This window comes from Microbacterium galbum, assembly GCF_032464915.1.
In the GTDB taxonomy this organism is placed as follows: domain Bacteria; phylum Actinomycetota; class Actinomycetes; order Actinomycetales; family Microbacteriaceae; genus Microbacterium; species Microbacterium galbum.
Window position 1 is genome coordinate 83,575 of the sequence record NZ_JAWDIS010000001.1, and the last position, 21,026, is coordinate 104,600.

At 71.2% G+C, this 21,026-nt stretch carries 18 protein-coding genes; 3 read left to right on the top strand and 15 right to left on the bottom strand.

All coding sequences use genetic code 11. The features are described from left to right. Positions 1–50: 50 nt before the first annotated feature. The 12 genes from RWH45_RS00470 to RWH45_RS00525 form a co-directional block, all read right to left on the bottom strand. Positions 51–896: an FtsQ-type POTRA domain-containing protein gene (locus RWH45_RS00470; RefSeq protein ID WP_315992979.1), complete on the bottom strand. Its 846-nt coding sequence runs from the start codon at positions 894–896 to the stop codon at positions 51–53. A 191-nt stretch (positions 897–1,087) separates the two neighbouring features. After that, complete coding sequence (murC, locus tag RWH45_RS00475) at positions 1,088–2,500, bottom strand: UDP-N-acetylmuramate--L-alanine ligase (protein ID WP_315992980.1); 1,413 nt, start codon at positions 2,498–2,500, stop codon at positions 1,088–1,090. A gap of 168 nt (positions 2,501–2,668) precedes the next feature. Beyond that, positions 2,669–3,742 (bottom strand): UDP-N-acetylglucosamine--N-acetylmuramyl-(pentapeptide) pyrophosphoryl-undecaprenol N-acetylglucosamine transferase, encoded by a 1,074-nt coding sequence (locus RWH45_RS00480; protein WP_315992981.1) that lies wholly within the window; start codon positions 3,740–3,742, stop codon positions 2,669–2,671. 96 nt (positions 3,743–3,838) lie between these two features. Then, entirely contained in the window at positions 3,839–5,095 is a 1,257-nt protein-coding gene (gene ftsW / locus RWH45_RS00485) for a putative lipid II flippase FtsW (protein ID WP_315992982.1), read from the bottom strand. An 11-nt stretch (positions 5,096–5,106) separates the two neighbouring features. Then, positions 5,107–6,642: a UDP-N-acetylmuramoyl-L-alanine--D-glutamate ligase gene (murD, locus tag RWH45_RS00490; protein ID WP_437127312.1), complete on the bottom strand. Its 1,536-nt coding sequence runs from the start codon at positions 6,640–6,642 to the stop codon at positions 5,107–5,109. Beyond that, positions 6,624–7,730, bottom strand: coding sequence for a phospho-N-acetylmuramoyl-pentapeptide-transferase (gene mraY, locus RWH45_RS00495; RefSeq protein WP_315992983.1), 1,107 nt, complete (start codon positions 7,728–7,730; stop codon positions 6,624–6,626). Before mraY ends, murD begins: the two co-directional genes overlap by 19 nt. After that, positions 7,727–9,139, bottom strand: a complete 1,413-nt coding sequence (locus RWH45_RS00500; protein ID WP_315992984.1) for a UDP-N-acetylmuramoyl-tripeptide--D-alanyl-D-alanine ligase — start codon at positions 9,137–9,139, stop codon at positions 7,727–7,729. Before RWH45_RS00500 ends, mraY begins: the two co-directional genes overlap by 4 nt. A 64-nt stretch (positions 9,140–9,203) precedes the next feature. Further along, positions 9,204–11,006: a peptidoglycan D,D-transpeptidase FtsI family protein gene (locus RWH45_RS00505; RefSeq protein WP_315992985.1), complete on the bottom strand. Its 1,803-nt coding sequence runs from the start codon at positions 11,004–11,006 to the stop codon at positions 9,204–9,206. Between the two features lie 5 nt (positions 11,007–11,011). Beyond that, positions 11,012–11,629, bottom strand: a complete 618-nt coding sequence (gene ftsL, locus RWH45_RS00510) for a cell division protein FtsL (protein ID WP_315992986.1) — start codon at positions 11,627–11,629, stop codon at positions 11,012–11,014. Then, positions 11,626–12,579: a 16S rRNA (cytosine(1402)-N(4))-methyltransferase RsmH gene (gene rsmH, locus RWH45_RS00515; protein WP_315992987.1), complete on the bottom strand. Its 954-nt coding sequence runs from the start codon at positions 12,577–12,579 to the stop codon at positions 11,626–11,628. Before rsmH ends, ftsL begins: the two co-directional genes overlap by 4 nt. Before the next feature lie 99 nt (positions 12,580–12,678). After that, positions 12,679–13,110: a division/cell wall cluster transcriptional repressor MraZ gene (gene mraZ, locus RWH45_RS00520; RefSeq protein WP_056227713.1), complete on the bottom strand. Its 432-nt coding sequence runs from the start codon at positions 13,108–13,110 to the stop codon at positions 12,679–12,681. A gap of 345 nt (positions 13,111–13,455) precedes the next feature. After that, entirely contained in the window at positions 13,456–13,836 is a 381-nt protein-coding gene (locus tag RWH45_RS00525; RefSeq protein ID WP_315992988.1) for an SCO2097 family morphological protein, read from the bottom strand. A 64-nt stretch (positions 13,837–13,900) separates the two neighbouring features. Between RWH45_RS00525 and RWH45_RS00530 the strand changes: the two genes are divergently transcribed. Further along, positions 13,901–14,980: a polyprenyl synthetase family protein gene (locus RWH45_RS00530; protein ID WP_315992989.1), complete on the top strand. Its 1,080-nt coding sequence runs from the start codon at positions 13,901–13,903 to the stop codon at positions 14,978–14,980. Between the two features lie 168 nt (positions 14,981–15,148). On the opposite strand, the gene RWH45_RS00535 is transcribed toward RWH45_RS00530, so the two are convergent. Next, positions 15,149–15,493: an Rv2175c family DNA-binding protein gene (locus RWH45_RS00535; protein WP_315992990.1), complete on the bottom strand. Its 345-nt coding sequence runs from the start codon at positions 15,491–15,493 to the stop codon at positions 15,149–15,151. 147 nt (positions 15,494–15,640) lie between these two features. Here RWH45_RS00535 and RWH45_RS00540 point away from each other — a divergent pair, with 147 nt between their 5' ends. Both RWH45_RS00540 and pknB read left to right on the top strand, forming a co-directional pair. Then, positions 15,641–16,663, top strand: a complete 1,023-nt coding sequence (locus RWH45_RS00540; RefSeq protein WP_315992991.1) for a lytic transglycosylase — start codon at positions 15,641–15,643, stop codon at positions 16,661–16,663. A 54-nt stretch (positions 16,664–16,717) separates the two neighbouring features. Continuing rightward, positions 16,718–18,670: a Stk1 family PASTA domain-containing Ser/Thr kinase gene (pknB, locus tag RWH45_RS00545; RefSeq protein WP_315992992.1), complete on the top strand. Its 1,953-nt coding sequence runs from the start codon at positions 16,718–16,720 to the stop codon at positions 18,668–18,670. A gap of 295 nt (positions 18,671–18,965) precedes the next feature. On the opposite strand, the gene RWH45_RS00550 is transcribed toward pknB, so the two are convergent. Both RWH45_RS00550 and RWH45_RS00555 read right to left on the bottom strand, forming a co-directional pair. Then, positions 18,966–20,303: a class II 3-deoxy-7-phosphoheptulonate synthase gene (locus tag RWH45_RS00550; RefSeq protein WP_298875462.1), complete on the bottom strand. Its 1,338-nt coding sequence runs from the start codon at positions 20,301–20,303 to the stop codon at positions 18,966–18,968. Between the two features lie 9 nt (positions 20,304–20,312). Beyond that, positions 20,313–21,026: a lysophospholipid acyltransferase family protein gene (locus RWH45_RS00555; protein ID WP_076674869.1), complete on the bottom strand. Its 714-nt coding sequence runs from the start codon at positions 21,024–21,026 to the stop codon at positions 20,313–20,315.

Consider the following 21,026-nt stretch of genomic DNA (forward strand, 5'->3'; position numbering starts at 1 on the left):
GGGGGCACCGTCGGGCCGACACGCGGCGTGTTCCGTTATCGCGTCGAATATCAGCGGACGACGCCGGCCTCGGGCGAGGTGACGTCGTACTCCTTGGCACGATCGGGCGGGCTCTGCGTCATCAGACGGTCGAGCACGATCGCCTTCTCGGCAGACCGGTCGGCGCTCCCCCACACCACACGCGACCCCGTCGCGCCGAGCGTGAGCGTGACGTCATCGGGGGTGGATGCCGAGACGCCGGTGACCTGTGCGCGCACGGCGTCCGGCAGCGCGCGCATGACGCGGCCGGCCGCATGGAACGCCGCCGACCCGGTGCCGCCGCTGATCTCGAGCAGGGGCTGACCCCCCGGCGCGTCGGGGGTGGTCGACAGTGCCACGCCCGCGGCATCCACCACGGTGAAGCCGGCCGGGGTCTGCAGGGCGCCGATCGGCGTGCGCTCGACGACGTTGACGACGAGATCGTGCGGCGGTCGCGCCTCGAGCGTGTACGACTCCACGAGCGGGAAGCGCACGAGGGCGGCCTTCACCGCACTGTCGTCGACCATCGCCAGCGGCGTTCCGACCTGGTTGCTCAGAGCCTCGGCGACCGTGGCGGCGTCGAGCTGCGAGGTACCGACGACGTCGATGCGCTCGACGGCGAACAGCGGGCTGTAGGCCGCCCCGGCGGTGCCGAGCACCATCACGAGGAAGGCCGCGCCCACGCCGATCCAGACGCGGCGACGACGACGCTGCCGGACGGTGAAGCGTTTGACCTCGGCCGCCAGGGCGCGGCGCCGGGCGCGCGAGGCCCGCCACACGTCGCGCAGGCTCGTGCCCTCGGCGTCCGTCGCCGCTTCCTCGCGAGCGGGCTTGCGGCCCGCCTCCGGGATGTCGGCGGGGCGCACGAGCGGCAGCACCGGGGCGGTCTCGGACGCGGGATCGGGATGCCGGGACTCCGGCGCGCCTTCCCCGACGACGGTCGACGGCGCACGGCGGTCGTCGCGAGCCCCCTCGATCGGTTCCCGCGGGGCCCCGCCGTGGTTCCGGGCCGTGACCGCGGCACGCTCGGACTCCGGGGGCGGAGGCAGGGGCGAGGGCCGACGCACGATCAGACCGCCGGTGCCGTCGTGGTCGTGCGCGACAGGGCGTCGAGCACCTGCGGGATGATCTGGTAGACGTTGCCGCAGCCGAGGGTGATGACGTAGTCGCCGGGCCGGGCGATCTCGGCGGTGTAGTCGGCGGCGGCCTGCCAGTCGGGAACGTAGTGCACGTGCGCGGGGTCGGCGAACGCGCCGCTGACGAGCTCCCCGGTCACCCCGGGTACGGGGTCCTCGCGCGCGCCGTACACGTCGAGCATGACCGTGTGGTCGGCGTGCGACTCCAGCACCTCGGCGAACTCGCGGAACATCTCCTGCGTGCGCGAGTACGTGTGGGGCTGCTGGATCGCGATCAGGCGTCCCTCCCCCACGACCGTGCGCGCGGCCGACAGCGCGGCCGCCACCTCGGTCGGGTGGTGGGCGTAATCGTCGTAGACGCTGACGCCGCGCTCGACGCCGTGGAGCTCGAAGCGGCGGACCGTGCCACCGAAGGCCTCGACCGCGCGCGCCGCGTCGGCGAGGGGATGACCCAGCACGCGCAGCACGGCCACGGCGCCCGCGGCGTTCACGGCGTTGTGGGCGCCGGGGACGCGCAGGCGCACCTCGACGCTCTCGTCGCCGGCGGTCAGCGTGAAGGCGACGGGACCGTCCGTCCGGATGCCGCTGAGCCGCACGTCGGCGCTCTCGTCCTCGCCGAAGGTGACGACGTTCGCGTGCGTGATGCGCTCGCGGACGGCGCGGGCTCCGGGGTCGTCGGCCGAGATCACCACGGCCTCGCTCGCGGCATCCGCGAAACGGGCGAATGCGGCGTCGAACGCGTCGCGCGAACCGTAGTGGTCGAGGTGGTCGGGATCGACGTTGGTGATGAGGGCGACGGAGGTGTCGTAGAGCTCGAACGTGCCGTCGGACTCGTCGGCCTCGATCACGACGAGGTCGTCGGAGCCGGTGCCGCTCGAGGCGCCGAGATCGGCGATCACGCCGCCGTTGACGAACGTCGGGTCGAGCTCGAGGGCGCGCAGGGCGGTCACGATCATGCCGGTCGAGGTGGTCTTGCCGTGGGCCCCGGCGACCGAGACGAGACGGCGCCCGCCGATCAGCCAGTGCAGCGCCTGGGACCGGTGGATGACGTGCAGGCCGCGCTGCTTCGCGGTGACGAACTCGGGGTTCTCCGGCCAGATCGCCCCGGTGTGCACGACCGTGTCGGCGTCGCCGAGGTGCGCGGCGTCGTGACCGACGTGGACGGTGGCGCCGCGGGCGGCGAGGTCGCGGAGGGCCGCGCTGTCGGCCCGGTCCGAGCCGGAGACCCGGATGCCGCGGTCGAGGAACATGCGGGCGAGGCCGGACATGCCCGATCCCCCCACGCCGATGAAGTGCGCGGAGGTGATGGTCTCGGGGATGGGGAGGCTCAGGTCGGGTCTGATCATGGCGCTTGCGAGTTTACGTCGCCCTCCCTGCGCAACGGCCTCGCCGCGCTGGCGCGGACCCCGCTTCCGCACGGCTGGGGCGCCGGGGTTCCCCCGCCACCGCTGGGAGGAATGCCTCGGACGAGCGGCATCCCTCGTTCCCGTCGCGCCCGGCGCAAGACGCCGGGCTCAGCGGGCCAGGGCCTCGTCGATCATGGCGATGACGTTCTCGGTTCCCGTGCGGATACCGGTGCGCGCGGCCGCGTCGCGCATGGCGGTGCGCCGCGCGTCGTCGGCGAGCAGCGGCACGACCTCGGCGCGCACCCGGTCGGGGGTGAATTCCGCGTCGGGGATGAGCAGCGCCGCCCCGGCGCGCACGGACGCGGCGGCGTTGAGGCTCTGCTCGCCGTTGCCGACCGCGTAGGGCACGTAGACGGCGGGGATGCCGAGCGCGTTGATCTCGCTCACGGTCGCCGCACCCGAGCGCGACACGACGAGATCGGCGAGGGCGAACGCGAGGTCCATGCGGTCGACGTACCGGACCACGGCGTAGCCCTCGGCACCCGGGTCGGCAAGGTCGGAGGTCTGTCCGGTGACGTGGAGCAGCTGCCACCCGGCGTCGAGAATATCGCGCCACGCGCCCTCGAACGCGGTGTTCAGCCGCAGCGCGCCGAGGGAGCCGCCGAAGACCAGCAGGGTCGGGCGGTCGGCGTCGAGGCCGAAGTGGGCGGCCGCCTCCGCGCGGAGGGCGGGAGCGTCGAGCTCGACGACCTCGCGACGCAGCGGCATCCCGACCTCGCGCGCCCCGCGGAGCGGCGTGCCGGCGAAGGCGACGCCCACTCCTGCGGCGGTGCGGGCGCCCAGGACGTTGGCGAGTCCCGGCTTGGCGTTGGCTTCGTGCACGACGAAGGGCACCCGCTCGCGGCGCGCGGCGATGTACGCGGGCGCGGCCGCGTAGCCGCCGAAGCCGACGACCGCGTCGACACCGCGCTGGCGGATCATGCGGCGCACGTCGGCGACCGCGCGGAGGAAGCGGGCGGGGAAGACCGCGGCAGCGCGGTCGGGCCGCCGCGGGAAGGGGACCTTCGCGATGGTGAGCAGCTCGTACCCGCGCAACGGGACCAGGCGCGACTCGAGGCCCTCGCGGGTTCCGAGCACGAGCACGTCCGAGGCGGCGTCGCGCGCGCGCAGACCGTCGGCGACCGCGAGGAGGGGGTTCACGTGCCCGGCGGTACCGCCGCCGGCGAGGAGGTAAGTCGTCACCGTACGACCCTAGCCAGGTCGGGGGCACCGCTTCGCCGCGACCACTCGGGCCGGGTACCGACGGGGCCGGATCCTCGACGTGTCGTCGTGTGCCCCTCAGCCGCGGCGGCCGGAACGTCGCGCCGGGGCGGCGCGGCGGTTCGAGCGGGACTCCACGACCTCGCGGTGGTCGGGGAGCGTGCGCGCGCACGACAGCAGCACACCGCACGCGATGAGCACCGACAGCAGAGACGTGCCACCCTGCGACATGAACGGCAGCGGGACGCCCAGCACCGGGAAGATGCGCAGGACCACGCCGATGTTCACCAGCGCCTGACCGACGATCCACAGGGTGATCGCGCCGGCGACGATGCGCACGAAGCTGTCGTCGGTCCGTCGGATGATGCGGAAGGCGCCGACGGCGAAGACCGCGAACAGCACGAGCACCACGATGCAGCCGACCAGGCCCAGCTCCTCGCCGATGATGGCGAAGATGTAGTCGTTGGCGGCCGCCGGGAGCCAGTCGTACTTCTCCTTCGAGTTGCCCAGGCCCAGTCCCAGCAGTCCCCCGCTGGCGAGCCCCCAGATCCCGTGCAGCGACTGGTAGCACGAGGTGTAGTAGCAGGAGGCGTCGTCGGGGTTGAACAGGCTCATGATGCGGGCCATGCGGTTCTCGCTGCCGACGGCCGACAGCAGCACCACCGCGATGGCCAGCACCGCCGGGACGATGAACATGCGCAGCTTGATACCGGCGAAGAACAGCGCCCCCAGCACCACGAGCACGAGGATCATCACCGTACCGAGGTCCTTGCCGCCCAGCACGGTTCCGATCACGAGCACCGAGACGGGGACGACGGGGATGAAGACGTGCTTCCACGAGGTCAGCAGTCGCCGCTTGCGATACAGCACCGCGCCCATCCACAGCGCGAGGGTGAGCTTGAGGAACTCGGCGGGCTGGAACTGGAAACCGGCGATCTGCACCCAGTTGCGGTTGCCGTACGAGGCGATGCCGAGGCCCGGGACGTAGACGAGCAGCTGGAACATGGTCGCCAGGATCAGCGCGGGCCACGCGATCTTCTTCCAGAAGCTCATGCGCGCCCGGCTCAGCACGAACATCAGCGGGATGCCGACGACCGCGAACACGCCCTGCTTGATGACGTGGTCGAAGGGGCTCTGCCCGCCGTCGAGGGCGGAGGTGGCCGACAGGACCATCACCAGACCGAACCCCGTCAGCAGCAGGGCCGCGGAGGCGATCAACAGGAACTCGCTCGCGACCGGGCGGAACGCCCGTCCGAGGGAGACGCGCGCGATGAGACCGCTGCGCTCGGGCTGCTCGTCCGGCGTCTGCCGTGGAGGGGGTGCCGTCGTGGTCACGCGTGGTCCCCTCAGTCGGTCGGTCGAGATGCTCCGTCGTCCTGGCCGGCGATCCACGCCCGCACCGCGTCGGCGAACCGGTCGCCGCGGTCGGAGTAGGACGCGAATTGGTCGAAGGATGCCGCCGCGGGAGCCAGGAGAACCGTGTCTCCATCCCGGGCCACACCCGCGGCCAGTTCGACGACCTGCGCCATGACGTCTTCAGTCTCGGCGTGGTCGACCTCGAACAGCGGCACCGCGGGGGCGTGTCGCGCGAACGCCGCGACGATGTCGCCGCGCTCGGTGCCGATCACGATCACGGCGCGCACGGAGGCTCCGCGCGCGCGCACGAGATCGGACAGGTCGACGCCCTTCAGGAGCCCGCCGACGACCCACACGGCGCCGGGATAGGCGGCCAGCGACGACGCCGCCGCGTGCGGGTTGGTCGCCTTGGAGTCGTCGACCCACGTCACGCCGGCGTGCGCGCCGACGACCTGGATGCGATGCGGGTCGAGGCGGAAGCGTTCGAGGGTGTCGAAGATGTGCGCCGGGGTGACGCCGAGGGATCGGGCCAGGGCGGATGCCGCGAGGATGTTGGCGACCATGTGCGGTGCCGCGAGTCCCCGAGCCGCCAGGTCGGTGACGGTCGTGAGCTCGAGGGCCGAGGTCGCGCGCTCTTCGAGGAAGGCCCGGTCCACCAGGATGCCGTCGACGACCCCGAGATCGCTCGGTCCCGGCACACCGAGGTCGAAGCCGATCGCACGGGCGCCCTCGACCACTTCGGCGTCTTCGACCATGCCGCGGGTGGCGAGGTCGGCCTTGTTGTACACGCAGGCCACGCGGGTGCGCGCGTAGACGCCGGCCTTGGCGTCGCGGTACGCGTCGGCGCCGCCGTGCCATTCGAGATGGTCGTCGGCGAGATTGAGGCACACCGCCGCGTGGGGCGAGAGCGCATCGGGGCCGGCCTGGAGGTTGAGGTACCAGAGCTGGTGGCTGGAGAGCTCGACCACGAGCGCGTCGAAGCCGCCCGGATCGCGCACGGCATCGAGCACCGGGGTGCCGATGTTGCCCACGGGAGCTGCGCGCAGACCCGCCGTGACCAGCATCTCGGCGGTCAGCCGCGTGGTGGTGGTCTTTCCGTTCGTGCCGGTGATGAGCACCCAGTCGGCCGGCCGCCCGTCGGCTCGGACGACCTTGTCGCGCACGCGCCACGCCAGCTCCACGTCGCCCCACAGGGCGATGCCCTGTTCCTGCGTCCAGCGGATCAGGGGGTGGTGCGGCGGGAAGCCCGGGGAGGCGATGACCACCTCGGGCGCGAAGGCGCTCAGCTCGGCCGGGACCGCGTCGAGCGGCCCCTCGTGCAGGCGCACGCCCAGGACCGGCAGGAGACGACCGTACTCGGCATCCGCCCGTTCGGTCACCACGAGCACCTCGGCGCCCAACTCGGAGAGGGTGTCGGCGACGGAGAACCCCGTCACCGACAGGCCCAGCACGGCAACGCGCAGGCCCTTCCAGTCGGCGTGCCAGCTGGTGAGGGAGGAGAGGTCGGTCATACGCGTGCGAGCCATTCGACGTAGAAGAATCCGATGCCCGAGACGGCGAGCAGGCCCGCGATGATCCACATGCGCACGACGATGGTGACCTCGGGCCACCCCCGCATCTCGAGGTGATGGTGCAAGGGGCTCATGAGGAAGAGCCTCTTGCCCTTGGTGATCTTGAAGTAGGCCCGCTGGAGGATCACCGAGCCCGACGCGATCACGTAGACGCCCGCGATGAGCACGAGCAGCAGCTCGGTGCGGGTGAAGATCGCCAGCGCCGCGATGACGCCGCCGATGGCCATCGACCCGCAGTCGCCCATGAAGACCTTGGCCTTCGGGGCGTTCCACCACAGGAATCCGACGAGCGCCCCCACGAAGGAGGCCGACACGATGGCGAGGTCGAACGGGTCGCGCACGGCGTAGCATCCGGCCTGCACGGTCGGATCGAGCACATCGGCGCACATCTGCTTGTTCTGCCAGAAGGCCATGAGGCTGTACGCGCCGACGACGAAGATGCCCGAGCCCGCGGCGAGGCCGTCGAGTCCATCGGCGACGTTGACCGAGTTGGATGCCGCGGTGCCGATGAGCGAGATCCACGCCAGGTACAGCAGCCAGCCGAGGACCGGGCCCAGCGCGAACAGCGAGAGCACCTGGATGTCGCGGAAGACGGAGATGTACTCCGACGCGGCCGTCTGACCGAACGTGTTCGGGAAGTTCAACGCGACGATCGCGAAGGGCACCACGACCAGCACCTGGCCGAGAATCTTGCGCCACCCCGACAGGCCGAGGCTGTTCTGGTGGCGCACCTTCATGTAGTCGTCGATGAAGCCCACGACGCCGAAGCCGAGCATGAGCCACAGCACGAGAAGCCCGGAGACGGTGGGCGGGTTGTTGCCGGCGTAGGAGCCGATGAAGTAGCCCACGATCGTGCCGGAGATGAAGATCGTGCCACCCATGGTGGGCGTGCCGCGTTTGGCCCCGTGCGAGGGGTTGTGCACGTTCTCGGGCGTGCGGATGACCTGGCCCCAGCCCCACTTGCGGAACCACCGCAGGAACACCGGGGTGAGGAAGAGGGTGAAGGCGAGCGAGATCGCCGCCGACGTCAGAAGTGATCTCACGCGAACAGCTCCCCGAGTCGATCGCCGAGGTGGCGCAGCCCCGCCGAGTTGGACGACTTCACCAGGACGCGGTCGCCGTCGCGCAGCTCGGTCGAGAGGTAGTCGTACGCGGCGTCGGCGTCGGCGAAGAAGACGGCCTCGCCGTCCCACGACCCCTGCGCGATCGCCTCGAGGTACATACGGCGCGCCTCGGGACCGATGACGACGATCCGCTGGATGCGCAGGCGCACGGCGAGCAGACCGACCCGGTCGTGCTCCTCGTCGGCGTACTCCCCCAGCTCGCTCATCGCGCCGAGGACGGCGACGGTGCGTTCGTCGGGGCCGGTGATCTGCGCGAGGGTGCGCAGCGCCGCGGACATCGAGTCGGGGCTGGCGTTGTAGGCGTCGTTGATGATGCGCACCCGGTCGGAGCCCATCGGCTGCATGCGCCAGCGCTCCGCGATCTCGAGCGTCTCCACGCGCGCGATCGCGTCGGCCGCCGAGACGCCCAGGGCGGTGGCGGCGGCGATCGCGGCGAGGGCGTTCATGACGTGGTGCTCGCCGAGCACCCGCAGGGTGAGGGTGTGCGCCTGTCCGTCGACCACGAGATCGGCCCGGGTCCCCGATGCCGTGACCTCGACGTCGAGGGCGCGCACGACGGCCCGCTCGCCGCGGCCGAACCACCGGACGTCCTGCCCGCGCTGGCGCGCGATCGGCTCCATCGCCGCGACGCGCGGGTCGTCGGCGTTGAGCACGGCGAGCCCGCCCTCCCGGGTGGCCGTCACGAGCTCGCTCTTGGCGTGGAACGTCGACTCGATGCCGCCGAACCCGCCCGCGTGGGCCATGCCGACCATGAGGACGACGCCGATGTCGGGGGTCACTAGGCCCGCGAGCCGCGCGATCGCACCGGGGGCGCTCGCGCCGAACTCGCTGACGAGGAAACGGGTGTCGTCCTCGACGCGCAGCATCGTCAGCGGAGCGCCGACCTCGTTGTTGAACGACGCGCGCGGGGCGACGGTGGGGCCCTCGTCCTCGAGGATGCGCGCGAGCATGTTCTTGGTCGTCGTCTTGCCGTTCGATCCGGTGATGCCCACGATCTTCAGAGCGCCGGCGGCGCGGACCCGGGCGACGTTGTCGCGCGCGAGGGCGGCGAGGGCCTCGATGACGTCGTCGACGACGACCTGGCTCACCTCCTCGGCGAGCTCGCGTTCCACGATCGCCAGAACGGCGCCCCTCTCGATCGCCGTGCCGACGAAGAGGTGCCCGTCGGTCGTCTCCCCGGGCTTGGCGACGAAGATCCCGCCGCGCTCGATGAGGCGCGAATCGGTGTCGACCGGACCGGAGACGGTCGTGTCGGGGGTGTCGTCGCGGCGGAGCACGAGGCGCCCGCCGAGCACGCCGGCGAGGTGGGAGAGGCTGGTGGAGATCATTGCTGTGCGGACGCCCTTTCCGTGTCGCATTCGTTACCGAGACGAGACCGGCGTCGGCGGTGTCTCAGCCGAACTTGGGCAGTTCGGGGGTCGTGGTTCCCGACGGGATGACGCGGTAGGTCTTGAGAACCTGCGTCATCGCCTTCTGGAACGCGGGGGCGGTGGCCGCGGACGATTTTACCGTCCGCGGTTCGTCGAGGTTGACCGCGACGACGTACTGCGGGTCGTCGGCGGGGGCGAACCCGATCATCGTGGTGAAGTACGCATCGGGCTTGTAGGCGCCGGTGTTCTCGTCGACCTTCTCGCCGGTTCCGGTCTTGATCGCGAGGCGATACCCCGGGATGGCGATCTTGCTCGCAAGCTCTCCCTGGGTGGCGACGTTCTCCAGCATGAGCCCAACCTCCTTCGCCGTCGCGGTGGAGATGACCTGCGTCCCCTCGGTGGAGGGGGTGTCGGTGACGGAGCCGTCGGCCGCGGTGCAGCCCTCCACCAGCGAGAGCGGGATCTTCACGCCGCCGTTCGCGATGGTCTGGTACGCCCCGACGAGCTGCGGAACGGTCACCGACAGACCCTGACCGAAGGCGGTGTTGTAGAAGGTCTGCGTGTCCCAGTCCCCGACCGGGTGCAGGATGCCGGCCGACTCGCCGGGGAAGTCGATCGCGCTGAGCGAGCCCATACCGAACTTCTGCAGGTAGTCGTAGCGCGTCTGCTTCGGGATCATCTCGGCGAACTTCGAGATGCCGACGTTCGAGGAGTCGATCAGCACCCCCGTCGGCGTGTAGGTGTTCGCGCCGTGCGAGAAGGCGTCGGACACGCGGGCGTCGCCGCCCAGCACCTCGCGCGAGGAGGCGGTGACGGTGGTCTCCGGGGTGTACGAGCCGCTGTCCAGGCCGATCGCCGTGGTGAGCGCCTTGAACGTCGACCCCGGCTCGAACGGGCTCGAGAACGCACGGCTCCCCCGGTCGTCCGCGGGGGTCGCGGTCGGGTCGTTGGGATCGACCGAGGGGTACTCGGCGAGGGCGCGGATCTTGCCCGTCTTCGCTTCGACGACGGTGATCGTCCCCCGCAGCGATCCGGTGTTCTGCACCTGCTCCGCGATGAGCTGGCCGAGGTACCACTGCAGGTCGCGGTCGATCGTGAGCTTCAGGGTGCCGCCGTCCACGGCGGGCTGGGTGACGACCTCGGTACCGGGCAGCACGACGCCGTCGCGGCTCTGCTGGAAGACGACCTTGCCGTCGGTGGAGGCGAGGCAGGCGTTGTCGGCGTTCTCCAGACCGGCGAGCGGTTGTCCGTCACTGCCGACGAAGCCCAGGAGATTCCCGCCCACGGCACCGTCCGGGTAGACGCGCCCCGACTGCGGGGGGAAGCTCAGGAACGGCAGCTTGAGATCCGCGAGGGCGCGGTACTGCTCGGTCGAGACGTTCTTCGCGATCATCGCGTAGCGGGAGTCGGGGTTCTCGGCCACGGCATCCGTGACGATCTTCTCGACCTCTGCGGCATCCTGTCCGGTGACGGCCGCGATCTGCGCGGCGAGCTCGGGCCAGCCGGTGGTGGTCCCCGAGTCGTCGTCGCTTCCCGCGTCGACGGTGGTGATGCCCTTCGCGGCGAGCATCGGATCGACCTGCACGTCGTAGCGGTTGACCGCGGAGGCGAGCACGACGCCGTTCTCGTCGACGATCGACCCGCGGGAGGCGTACTCGACGCGCGAGTTCTCCAGTCCCATCGCGAGGGAGTCGCTCACGTGCGTCCGAGCGTTGACGACCTGGATGTCGACGAGGCGCACGACGAAGGCGACGAGCACGATCAGCACGATCGAGAGGGCGACGACGGTCCGACGCCGCGGGGACCGGGAGGTGGTGGTCGTCATGGCCTTCATCGTGTCGCGGGAGTCGGCAGACCGTCGCTGATCGACGGGGGTGTCGTCGATTCGGTCGTCCTGGTCGCCGCGCCCGAGGAGGAGGAGGCGGTCGCGGGCGTCGCCGCGGAGCCGGTCTCGGTCGTCGCCGCCGAGGGGTCGGTGACCAGCGGCACCCCGGCGATCAGGGCGTTGCGCACGGAGCCGCGTCCCATGGCATCCACCGAGGAGGTCGAGTCGGCCGGCTTGCCCGAGCCGATGACGGCACCGTCGCTCAGCCGCAGGTAGGTGGGCGATTCGTCGATGACCATGCCGAGCGCCGCCGCGTTGGCCGCGAGGTACTGGGGCGAGCTGAGTCCGGCGCTCTCGTCGTTCAGGATCTGCTTCTGGTACGTCAGGTCGCGCTGCTGCTGCGTGAGGGCGGCGATCTCGAACGAACTCTGCGTGGTGAGGATGCCGAGTCCCATCTGCACGAGCACGATGACCAGGGCGCCGGTCACCGCGATGACGCCGAACAGGCGGCGGGGCGCGCGCCGACGGGCCGTCGCGGGGACGACGGCGAGTCGCCTCTCACGGACGGGCGTCGGAAAGTCCGGATAGGCGGCCCGGGGGTCGATGGCCGGGGATGCGCTCATGCGTCCTCCTGGATCCTCTCGGCCGCGCGCAGGCGCACGGGGGTGGCACGGGGGTTGGCTACGCGCTCGGCGTCGCCGGCGAGCTCGGCGCCGCGGACGAGCAGCCGGAACTTCGGGGCATGCTCGGGCAGCTCCACGGGCAGGCCACGCGGGGCGGTCGAGGTCGAGGCGTCGGCGAAGACGCGCTTGACGAGCCGGTCCTCGAGCGACTGGTACGACAGCACGACGATGCGCCCGCCGACCCCCAGCACGCTCAGGGCGGCCGGGATCGTGCGCTCGAGCACGGCGAGTTCGGCGTTGACCTCGATGCGCAGCGCCTGGAAGACGCGCTTCGCGGGGTGGCGCTCGCGCAGAACGGCCGCGGGGGTCGCCGCCTGCAGCACGTCGACGAGCTGGCCGGAGCGCTCGAGCGGGGCGACGGCGCGCGCCGCGATGATCGCCCGCGCGTAGCGTCCGGCGAGCTTCTCCTCGCCGTAGCGCTCGAAGATGCGGCGCAGATCGCCCTCGCCGTAGCTGGCGAGCACCTCGGCCGCGGTGACGCCCTGGGTCTGGTCCATGCGCATGTCGAGCGGTGCGTCCTGCGCGTAGGCGAAGCCGCGATCGGCCACGTCGAGCTGCAGCGACGACACCCCGAGGTCGAACAGGATGCCGTCGACCTTCTCGACGCCGGCGGAGGCCACGGCCTCGGCGATCCCGTCGTACACCGTGTGCACGAGGGTGACGCGGTCGCCGAAGCGCGCGAGCCGCTCCCCCGCGATGCGCAGGGCGTCGGTGTCGCGGTCGAGGCCGATCAGGCGTGCGTTCGGGAAGCGGTCGAGGAACGCCTCGGAGTGCCCGCCCATGCCGAGCGTTCCGTCGACGAAGACGGAGCCGGGCTTCTGCAGGGCGGGACCGAGCAGCTCGGCGCAGCGCTCGAGGAGGACGGGGGTGTGGATGTCGCGGATGTCCATGATGATCGGGGCCGATCCTTCGGCTCTGATCCCCACCCGCATCGACCTGGCACCGGGGAAGTGTGACAGGGCGTGCGGCTGGGCATCACAGCCGGAGGGTCAGAACAGTCCCGGGATCACCTCCTGCTCCATCTCGGCGTACGTCTCTTCGTTGCTCTCGGCGTAGGAGTTCCACGCCTCCGCGTCCCAGATCTCCGCGTGCGCTCCGACACCTGTGACGACGAGCTCGCGCCCGAGCCCGGCGTAGGTGCGCAGCGCCGGCGGGACGGTGATGCGGTTCTGGCTGTCTGGCTTCTCGGCGCTGGCCCCCGAGAGGAACATGCGCAGGAAGTCGCGGGCCTGCTTGTTGCTGAGCGGCGCCTCGCGGATCCGCTCGTGCACGCGCTCGAACTCCTCGGTGCTGAACACGTAGAGGCAGCGGTCCTGCCCCCGGGTGATCACCACTCCGGCCCCGAGATCGTCACGGAACTTCGCGGGCAGGATGACGCGCCCCTTGTCGTCGAGCTTGGGAGTGTGCGTGCCGAGCAGCATTCGGGCGTCCACCCCCTTCGTCCGGCCTGCGAAGTTTCCCCCACTTTACTCCACCGTCCTCCACTTTGCTATCGAAAAGAGGGGTCTTCTGGGCGAGGGCTCCCTTGTGTACTGTGTGCACCGCGCTTCGCGACCCGGGCCGATGCCGCGTCTTTCCGCGGAAGACCCCGCGCGCGCGGCCCACGGTGGAGGAGAAGGGAGGGATTCCGCCGCCTCCATCGCGACGGACGCGCGGCGTCAGGAGGCCTCCGTTCGGCGGCGCTGCGGAACAGGGCCGGGTGGTGCCGGGCGCACGAAAAAGCACCGGCTCCGAGGAGCCGGTGCTATTACAAACGGTGCAGAAGTTTAGGGGCCTTCGCGACGGCGGTCCCACCGGTCGTTCATGCGATCCATGAACGACGATCCCGCGGCACGAGGGGCGCGGGCCCTAGGCGCCGACTTCGAGAGGGGGGCGGAGCCTCGCGTCGGAGTGACGGCGAAGACGACACCGCCCACCATCAGGAGGAAGCCGAGGACGCCGACCGCGATGCCGAGGAAGCCCGTGTTGAAGCCGATCGACACACCCACCACGAGGGCGCCGAGGCCGGCGAGGACGAGGATCGAGCCGAGGACGATGTTGCGGTAGCTGAGGGCGCGACTGGGAGCGGAGACGACATCTGTGTCGTTACTCATGAGATGGCGCTCCATCTCATCAAGCAGGCGCTGCTCCTGTTCGGAGAGTGGCATGCATCCCCCTCTATGGTGTGGTGCGAACGATTCTACGTGCGGCGTGGATCACTAGGCTAGGCCCGTGACGACCTCCCTGGAACCGATCGAAGCTGTTTCCCAGCGACTCGACAAGTTCCTCTCCGAACAGCTATCGTACGCCTCCGCCCTGGGTCCGGAGGCCGAGACGCTCACCCGTTCCGGGGCGTCGGCGCTGCGGGGCGGCAAGCGGCTGCGGGCACGGTTCTGCCTGACCGGATGGCACTCCGTCGCGGGCGGCGAGCGACGCTTCGACGCCGCCGCGCTCGCGGTGGCGACGGCGCTCGAGATCTTCCACGCCGCCGCCCTCGTGCACGACGACCTGGTGGACAACTCCGACACGCGCCGCGGGCAGCCGGCCGCGCACCGCGCCCTGCAGAACAGCCACCGCGAAGCCGGGTGGACGGGCGACTCCGACGCCTTCGGTCGGTCCGGCGCGATCCTGCTGGGCGACCTGCTCGTCGCGTGGAGCGACGACCTGCTCGAAGAGGGCCTCGCCGCCGCCCCGACCGCCGCCGCGACCCGACGCGCCTACGCGCACATGCGTCGCGACGTCACGATCGGCCAGTTCCTCGACGTGGCCGAAGAATCCGCCTACACCGTCTACCCCGACGACACCCACGCCGACCGCGCGCTGCGGGTCGCCTCGTACAAGTCGGCGCGGTACAGCATCCAGCAACCCCTGCAGATCGGCGCGGCCCTCGCGGGTGCCGACGAGGCGCAGCTGAGCGCACTGGGCCGTTTCGGCCACGACGTGGGGATGGCCTTCCAGCTGCGCGACGACGTGCTCGGAGTGTTCGGTGACACCGCCGAGACCGGCAAGCCGGTCGGCGACGACCTGCGCGAGGGCAAGCGCACGGTCCTGGTCGCCTACGCCCGCGAAGGCCTCTCGGCCGAGGACCGTCGAGACGTCGATGCACTGCTCGGGGATCCCGCCCTGGATGCCGAGCAGGTTCGCATCCTGCAGCGCACCATCGTCGACACCGGCGCACTCGCGCGCACCGAGGAGCTCATCGCCGACTACGCCAGACGAGCGGATGACGCCCTCGCCGACGCGCCGCTGGGCACCGAGGCGGTCGTGGAACTGCGCGCGCTCGCGACGGCCGCCACCCACCGCACGGCCTGAGCCGGTACACGGACCGCGCGAGGACGCACGGCTCGGCGGGGCGGTGCGAGGACGCACGGCTCGACGGGGCGGCGCGAGGACGCACGGCTCGACGCGGCGGCGCGAGGACGCACGACTCGACGGGGCGGTGCGAACCCGCCGGCCGGCTCAGCGCGCGCCCGGAGGCGATCAGGCGAGGGTCGCGGCGACCCGCCGCACCTCGCTCTTGCGACCGGCCAGGAGCGCCTCGATGGGCGCCATTCCGATGGTCTCCTCGGGGGTGAGGAGCCAGTCGATGGTCTCGTCGGGGTCGAAGCCCGCGTCGTGCAGGACGATGATCGTGCCGCGCAGAGCCGGCAGCGGACGCCCCTCGGCGATGAACACCGCGGGGACCTTGAACACGCCGTCGCGGCGCGAGCCCACGAGGTAGTCCTCGTCGAAGAGCCGGCGCACGCGCCCCAGGGACTCGTCGAGGAGTTCCACCAGATCGGGGATCGTCAGCCAGTCGGTCGGGTAACGGGAGGTGTCGGTCACCTTGCCATAATCTCATCCCGCGCGGTGGAACCCGCTCGGTGGGGCGTCACGCTGCCGGTTTCACATCTGTCACACGCACCACGCGCGTTGACATCCGTCACAGCCCGTGTCACCGTGGCGGGCAGTCGGAAGAACGGATCCCCCACCATGCGACGACTCACGCTGTCCTCCCTGCCCGCTCGACGCACGAACGCCTGGCCCACCGCCGCGGTGTGGCCCGCCGCCGTCGCCGGGACCATCGCCCTCACCCTGACGGGAGAGAACGCGGCGCACGCCGCTCCTCCCTCTCCGGCGCTCACCGTCGCCCCTCCCGCGCCGCGCGTCGTCGGACCGATCGTTCCGCTCGCCGCCGCGGTCAGCGCGTCGACGTACACGGTCCAGCCCGGCGACACCGTGTGGGCGATCGCCCGGGCGCACGGTCTCGACCCCGCCGCGGTGAGTTCGGTGAACGGCCTCGGCGCCGACGCGATGATCCGCCCCGGCCAGGTGCTCGCCCTCACCGCCGTACCTGCCCCGGCCGCGCCGGCCCCGCCCGCGGCACCGGCCGTGACGACGCACGAGGTGCGCCCCGGCGACACCGTGTCGGCCATCGCCCGCGCGGGCGGCGTGTCGGTCGACGCCGTCCTCTCGGCGAACGGCCTCACCCGCGCGTCGATCATCTACCCGGGCGACGTGCTGCAGGTCCCCTCCGCCGCGGCCGCTCCGACCGCGGCTCCGGCCCCCACCCCGGCCCCGGCCTCCGTCGCACCCGTGGCCGCTGCGGAGCTGGACGCCGAGCAGAGCGAGAACGCGCGCCTCATCATCCGCGTCGGACGGGAACTCGGGGTCTCCGACCGCGGCATCCTGATCGCCCTCGGCACCGCGATGCAGGAGTCCTGGCTGCGCAACCTCGATTGGGGCGACCGCGACTCCCTCGGTCTCTTCCAGCAGCGCCCCAGCACCGGGTGGGGCACCGCCGAGCAGATCCTCGACCGGGAGCGCTCGACACGGGTGTTCTACGGCGGCGCGAGCGACCCCAACGGCACGGCGACGCGGGGCCTGCTCGACATCCCGGGATGGGAGTCCCTGGCGTACGCCGATGCCGCGCAGGCGGTGCAGATCTCGGCCTACCCCGATCGCTACGCGCGATGGGAACAGCCGGCGACCGTCTGGCTCGCCGTTCTCGGATGAGGTCGGGGTGAGCCGCTCCCGGGGCTCACAGGGGGCCGTCCGTAGACTCGTCGTGTGAGCACGAGTCAGCAGGCAGACCCGCTGATCGGCCGTCTCGTCGACGGCCGGTACCGGGTGCGCGCGCGTATCGCGCGTGGCGGCATGGCAACCGTGTACGTCGCGACCGATCTGCGTCTGGAGCGGCGGGTCGCCCTGAAGGTCATGCACGGCCACCTCAGCGACGACACCGTGTTCCAGAGCCGGTTCATCCAGGAGGCCCGCTCGGCTGCGCGTCTGGCGGATCCGCACGTCGTCAACGTCTTCGACCAGGGCCAGGACGGCGAGATGGCCTACCTCGTCATGGAGTACCTGCCCGGCATCACGCTGCGCGAGCTCCTGCGCGAGCACCGTCGCCTCACCGTGGATCAGACGCTGACCATCATGGATGCCATCCTGTCGGGGCTCGCGGCCGCTCACCGCGCCGGCATCGTCCACCGCGACGTCAAGCCCGAGAACGTGCTCCTCGCCGAAGACGGACGCATCAAGATCGGCGACTTCGGCCTCGCGCGTGCGACCACGGCCAACACCGCCAGCGGCGCCCAGCTCATGGGGACCATCGCGTACCTCGCTCCGGAACTCGTCACGCGGGGCACCGCCGATGCCCGCAGCGACATCTACTCGCTCGGCATCATGCTGTACGAGATGCTCGCCGGAGAGCAGCCGTACAAGGGCGAGCAGCCGATGCAGATCGCGTACCAGCACGCCACCGACTCGGTGCCGCGCCCGAGCGCGAAGAACCCCGCGGTGCCGGAGCAGCTCGACGAACTCGTCCTGTGGGCGACCGAACGCGAGCCCGACGACCGTCCGCTCGATGCGGGGACGATGCTCGAGCGCCTGCGCGCCATCGAGAAGGACCTCGGCCTGGCCCCTCAAGTCGCCCGGGCCGTCTCGGTCGGCACGGCGGGCGCCGCCTCCCCCGCCGAGTCGCGGGAACTCACCAAGGTGCTTCCGCAGACGGCAGCCGTCCCGTCGGCCACGGTCGACGAGCCCGACAACGCCGCCCGCCTCCGCGCGCGCACGCGTCGCCGCACCGCGCGCGGCGTCTGGATCCTCCTCCTCGTCCTTTTCCTGGCCGGCGGGGCCGGGCTCACGGGCTGGTACTTCGGGTCCGGCCCCGGCTCGCTGGTCGGCGTTCCCGACGTCTCGGGACGCAGCTACGACGAGGCGCAGGCGCTCCTCGTCCAGGAGCAATTGCAGGCGCAGCGGCAGGACGTGAACGATCGCGAGATCCCGGCCGGAACCACCGTCGGGTCCGACCCCGCCCCCGGCGAGCGGCTCGACAAGAACACCGTCGTGACCGTGCTGGTCTCCATCGGACCCGCCACCCATCAGATCCCCGCGCTCGGCGGTCGCACCGCCGACGAGGTGCGCGCCGTCTTCGAGGCCGCCTTCGTCGGGGTCGGCGACGACCCCGCGCGCGAATTCACCGACTCGGCGGACGGCACCGTACTGAGCGCGTCGATCGTCCCCCGTTCCGGCGGCGACGCCTTCGCGTGCACCGACGGCTGCACGGTCTACGAAGGGGACGCCGCCACGCTCGTCGTCTCGCTCGGTCCGATCCCCGACGTCACGGGCGAGACGCAGTCCGCCGCCGAGCGCTCCCTCGACGGCGTGGGACTGTCGACCTCCGTCTCGGAGGAGTACAGCAACAGCGTGGCCTCCGGGGTCGTGATCGGCATCGGCGACCGCGACGGTGGCGGCAACTGGCGCCCCGGCGACACCGTGCCGTTGCGCATGTCGATCGGCCCCAGGCCCGTCGAGATCCCCGGCAACATCGTCGGTATGTCCATCCGCGACGCGGTCGCCGCACTCGATGCGCTCGGGTTCGAGGTCAACGCCGGCATCGACGACGGCACCCTGCCCCTCGGCTTCAAGTACTGGGACATCTACAAGGTGCGGGCGACCAACCCCAAGGCCGGGACGACCGCACCGCAGGGCTCGACGATCACTCTGACGCCGACGCTCTAGGCCGCCCACCCGGGCCCCGCCGAGGGGGCGGAGGCGCGTGGGCCACGATCGCACACCTCGCGCGACCGTGCGGGCAGATCCGACGCCCACCCGCCGTGGGCTTCACCATCCCACCCGCCCTCCGCCTCACCCCGCATCCGGCATCCGGCATCCGGCATCCGGCATCCGGCATCCGGCACCCGGAACCCGGCATGCGGCACCCGGCACCCGGAACCCGGCATCCGGCACCCGGAACCCGGGAACGACGATGCCCCCGACCGCACGGGTCGGGGGCATCTCGCAGGCGGCACGCGGGTCAGCGCTTCTCGAGCTCCTCCGCCACGAGGAAGGCCAGCTCCAGACTCTGACGGTGGTTCAGACGCGGGTCGCACAGGCTCTCGTAGCGCGTCGCGAGGGTCGCCTCGTCGATCTGCTCGGAGCCGCCCAGGCATTCGGTGACGTCGTCACCGGTGAGTTCGACGTGGATGCCGCCGGGGTGCGTGCCCACCGAGCGGTGCGCCTCGAAGAACCCGCGCACCTCGTCGACGACGTCGTCGAAGCGACGCGTCTTGTAGCCGGTGGGCGTGGTGATGCCGTTGCCGTGCATGGGATCGGTGACCCACAGCGGGGTGGCGCCGGAGTCGCGGACGGCCTCCAGGAGCGGGGGCAGGGCATCGCGGATCTTGCCCGCACCCATGCGCGTGATGAATGTCAGGCGCCCCGGCTCGCGCTCGGGGTCGAGCTTGTCGATCAGCGCGAGCGCCGTCTCGGCCGTGGTGGTGGGGCCGAGCTTGACGCCGATGGGGTTGCGGATCTTCGAGAAGTAGTCGACGTGCGCGCCGTCGAGCTCGCGCGTGCGCTCGCCGATCCACTGGAAGTGCGACGAGGTGTTGTAGGGCAGGCCGGTGCGCGAGTCGATCCGGGTCATGGGGCGCTCGTAGTCCATGAGCAGGCCCTCGTGGCCGGTGTAGAACTCCACGCGCGTCAGCTCGTCGAAGTCGGCGCCGGCCGCCTCCATGAACTTGATCGCCCGGTCGATCTCGGTCGCCATGCTCTCGTACGCCTGGTTGGCGGGAGTGGAGGCGAAGCCCTTGTTCCAGCTGTGCACCTCGCGGAGGTCGGCGAACCCGCCCTGCGTGAAGGCCCGAATGAGGTTCAGGGTCGACGCGGCCGTGTGGTAGCCCTTGAGCAGGCGCGCGGGATCGGCCTTGCGGGACTCCTCGGTGAAGTCGTAGCCGTTGACGATGTCGCCGCGGTAGGCCGGCAGCGTCACGTCGCCGCGCGTCTCGGTGTCGCTCGAGCGGGGCTTGGCGAACTGCCCGGCCATGCGGCCCATCTTGACGACGGGCATCGACGCACCGTAGGTGAGCACGACGGCCATCTGGAGCACGGTCTTGATGCGGTTGCGGATCTGCTCGGCGGTCGCGCCGGCGAACGTCTCGGCGCAGTCACCGCCCTGGAGCAGGAACGCCTGGCCTGCGGCGGCACGGGCGAGACGATCGCGCAGGATGTCGACCTCGCCGGCGAAGACCAGCGGCGGGAGGGTCGCCAGCTCTGCGGATGCCGCCGCCACCGCGCCCTCGTCATACCACTGGGGCTGCTGCTTGATGGGCAGGGATCGCCAGTGGTCGAGGTCGTGGAGCTGCTGATTCACCCCTGAAGTCTAGTGGCGCGACGACGGCGCCTTCGCCGCCTGTGCACTGGCCAGCCGGTCCTTCACGGTGGAGGCGTAGACGTCTTCGTAGCGCTGCTCGCCGAGGCGCTGCAGGGCCACCATGATCTCGTCGGTGACCGAGCGCAGGACGTACCGGTCGCCCTCCATGCCCTCGAAACGGGAGAAGTCGAGCGGTTCGCCGATGACGATCCCCACACGTCCCACGCGCGGCAGTCGCTGACCGATCGGCATCACCGCGCCGGTGTCGACCATGACCACGGGGACCACCGGCACGCGCGCCTCGAGCGCCATGCGCGCGATGCCCGTGCGTCCGCGGTACAGCGTGCCGTCGGGGCTGCGGGTGCCCTCCGGGTAGATCCCGAGCAGCTCACCGCGCCCGAGGACGCCGAGGCCCGTGTTCAGCGACGCCTCCGACGCCTTCCCTCCCGACCGGTCGATGGGCAGCTGGCCGGTCGCCTGGAAGAACATCCGGGTGGCCCAGCCCTTGAGGCCCTTGCCGGTGAAGTAGTCGCTCTTGGCGAGGAACGCCATGCGGCGGTCGATCATGAGCGGAAGGAAGATCGAATCCGAGAACGACAGGTGGTTGCTGGCGAGGATCGCCGCACCCTCCGCCGGGATGTTGCGCCGGCCCACCATCCATGGGCGGAACACGGCCTTGATGACCGGTCCGATGACCACGTACTTCATGAGCCAGTAGAACAT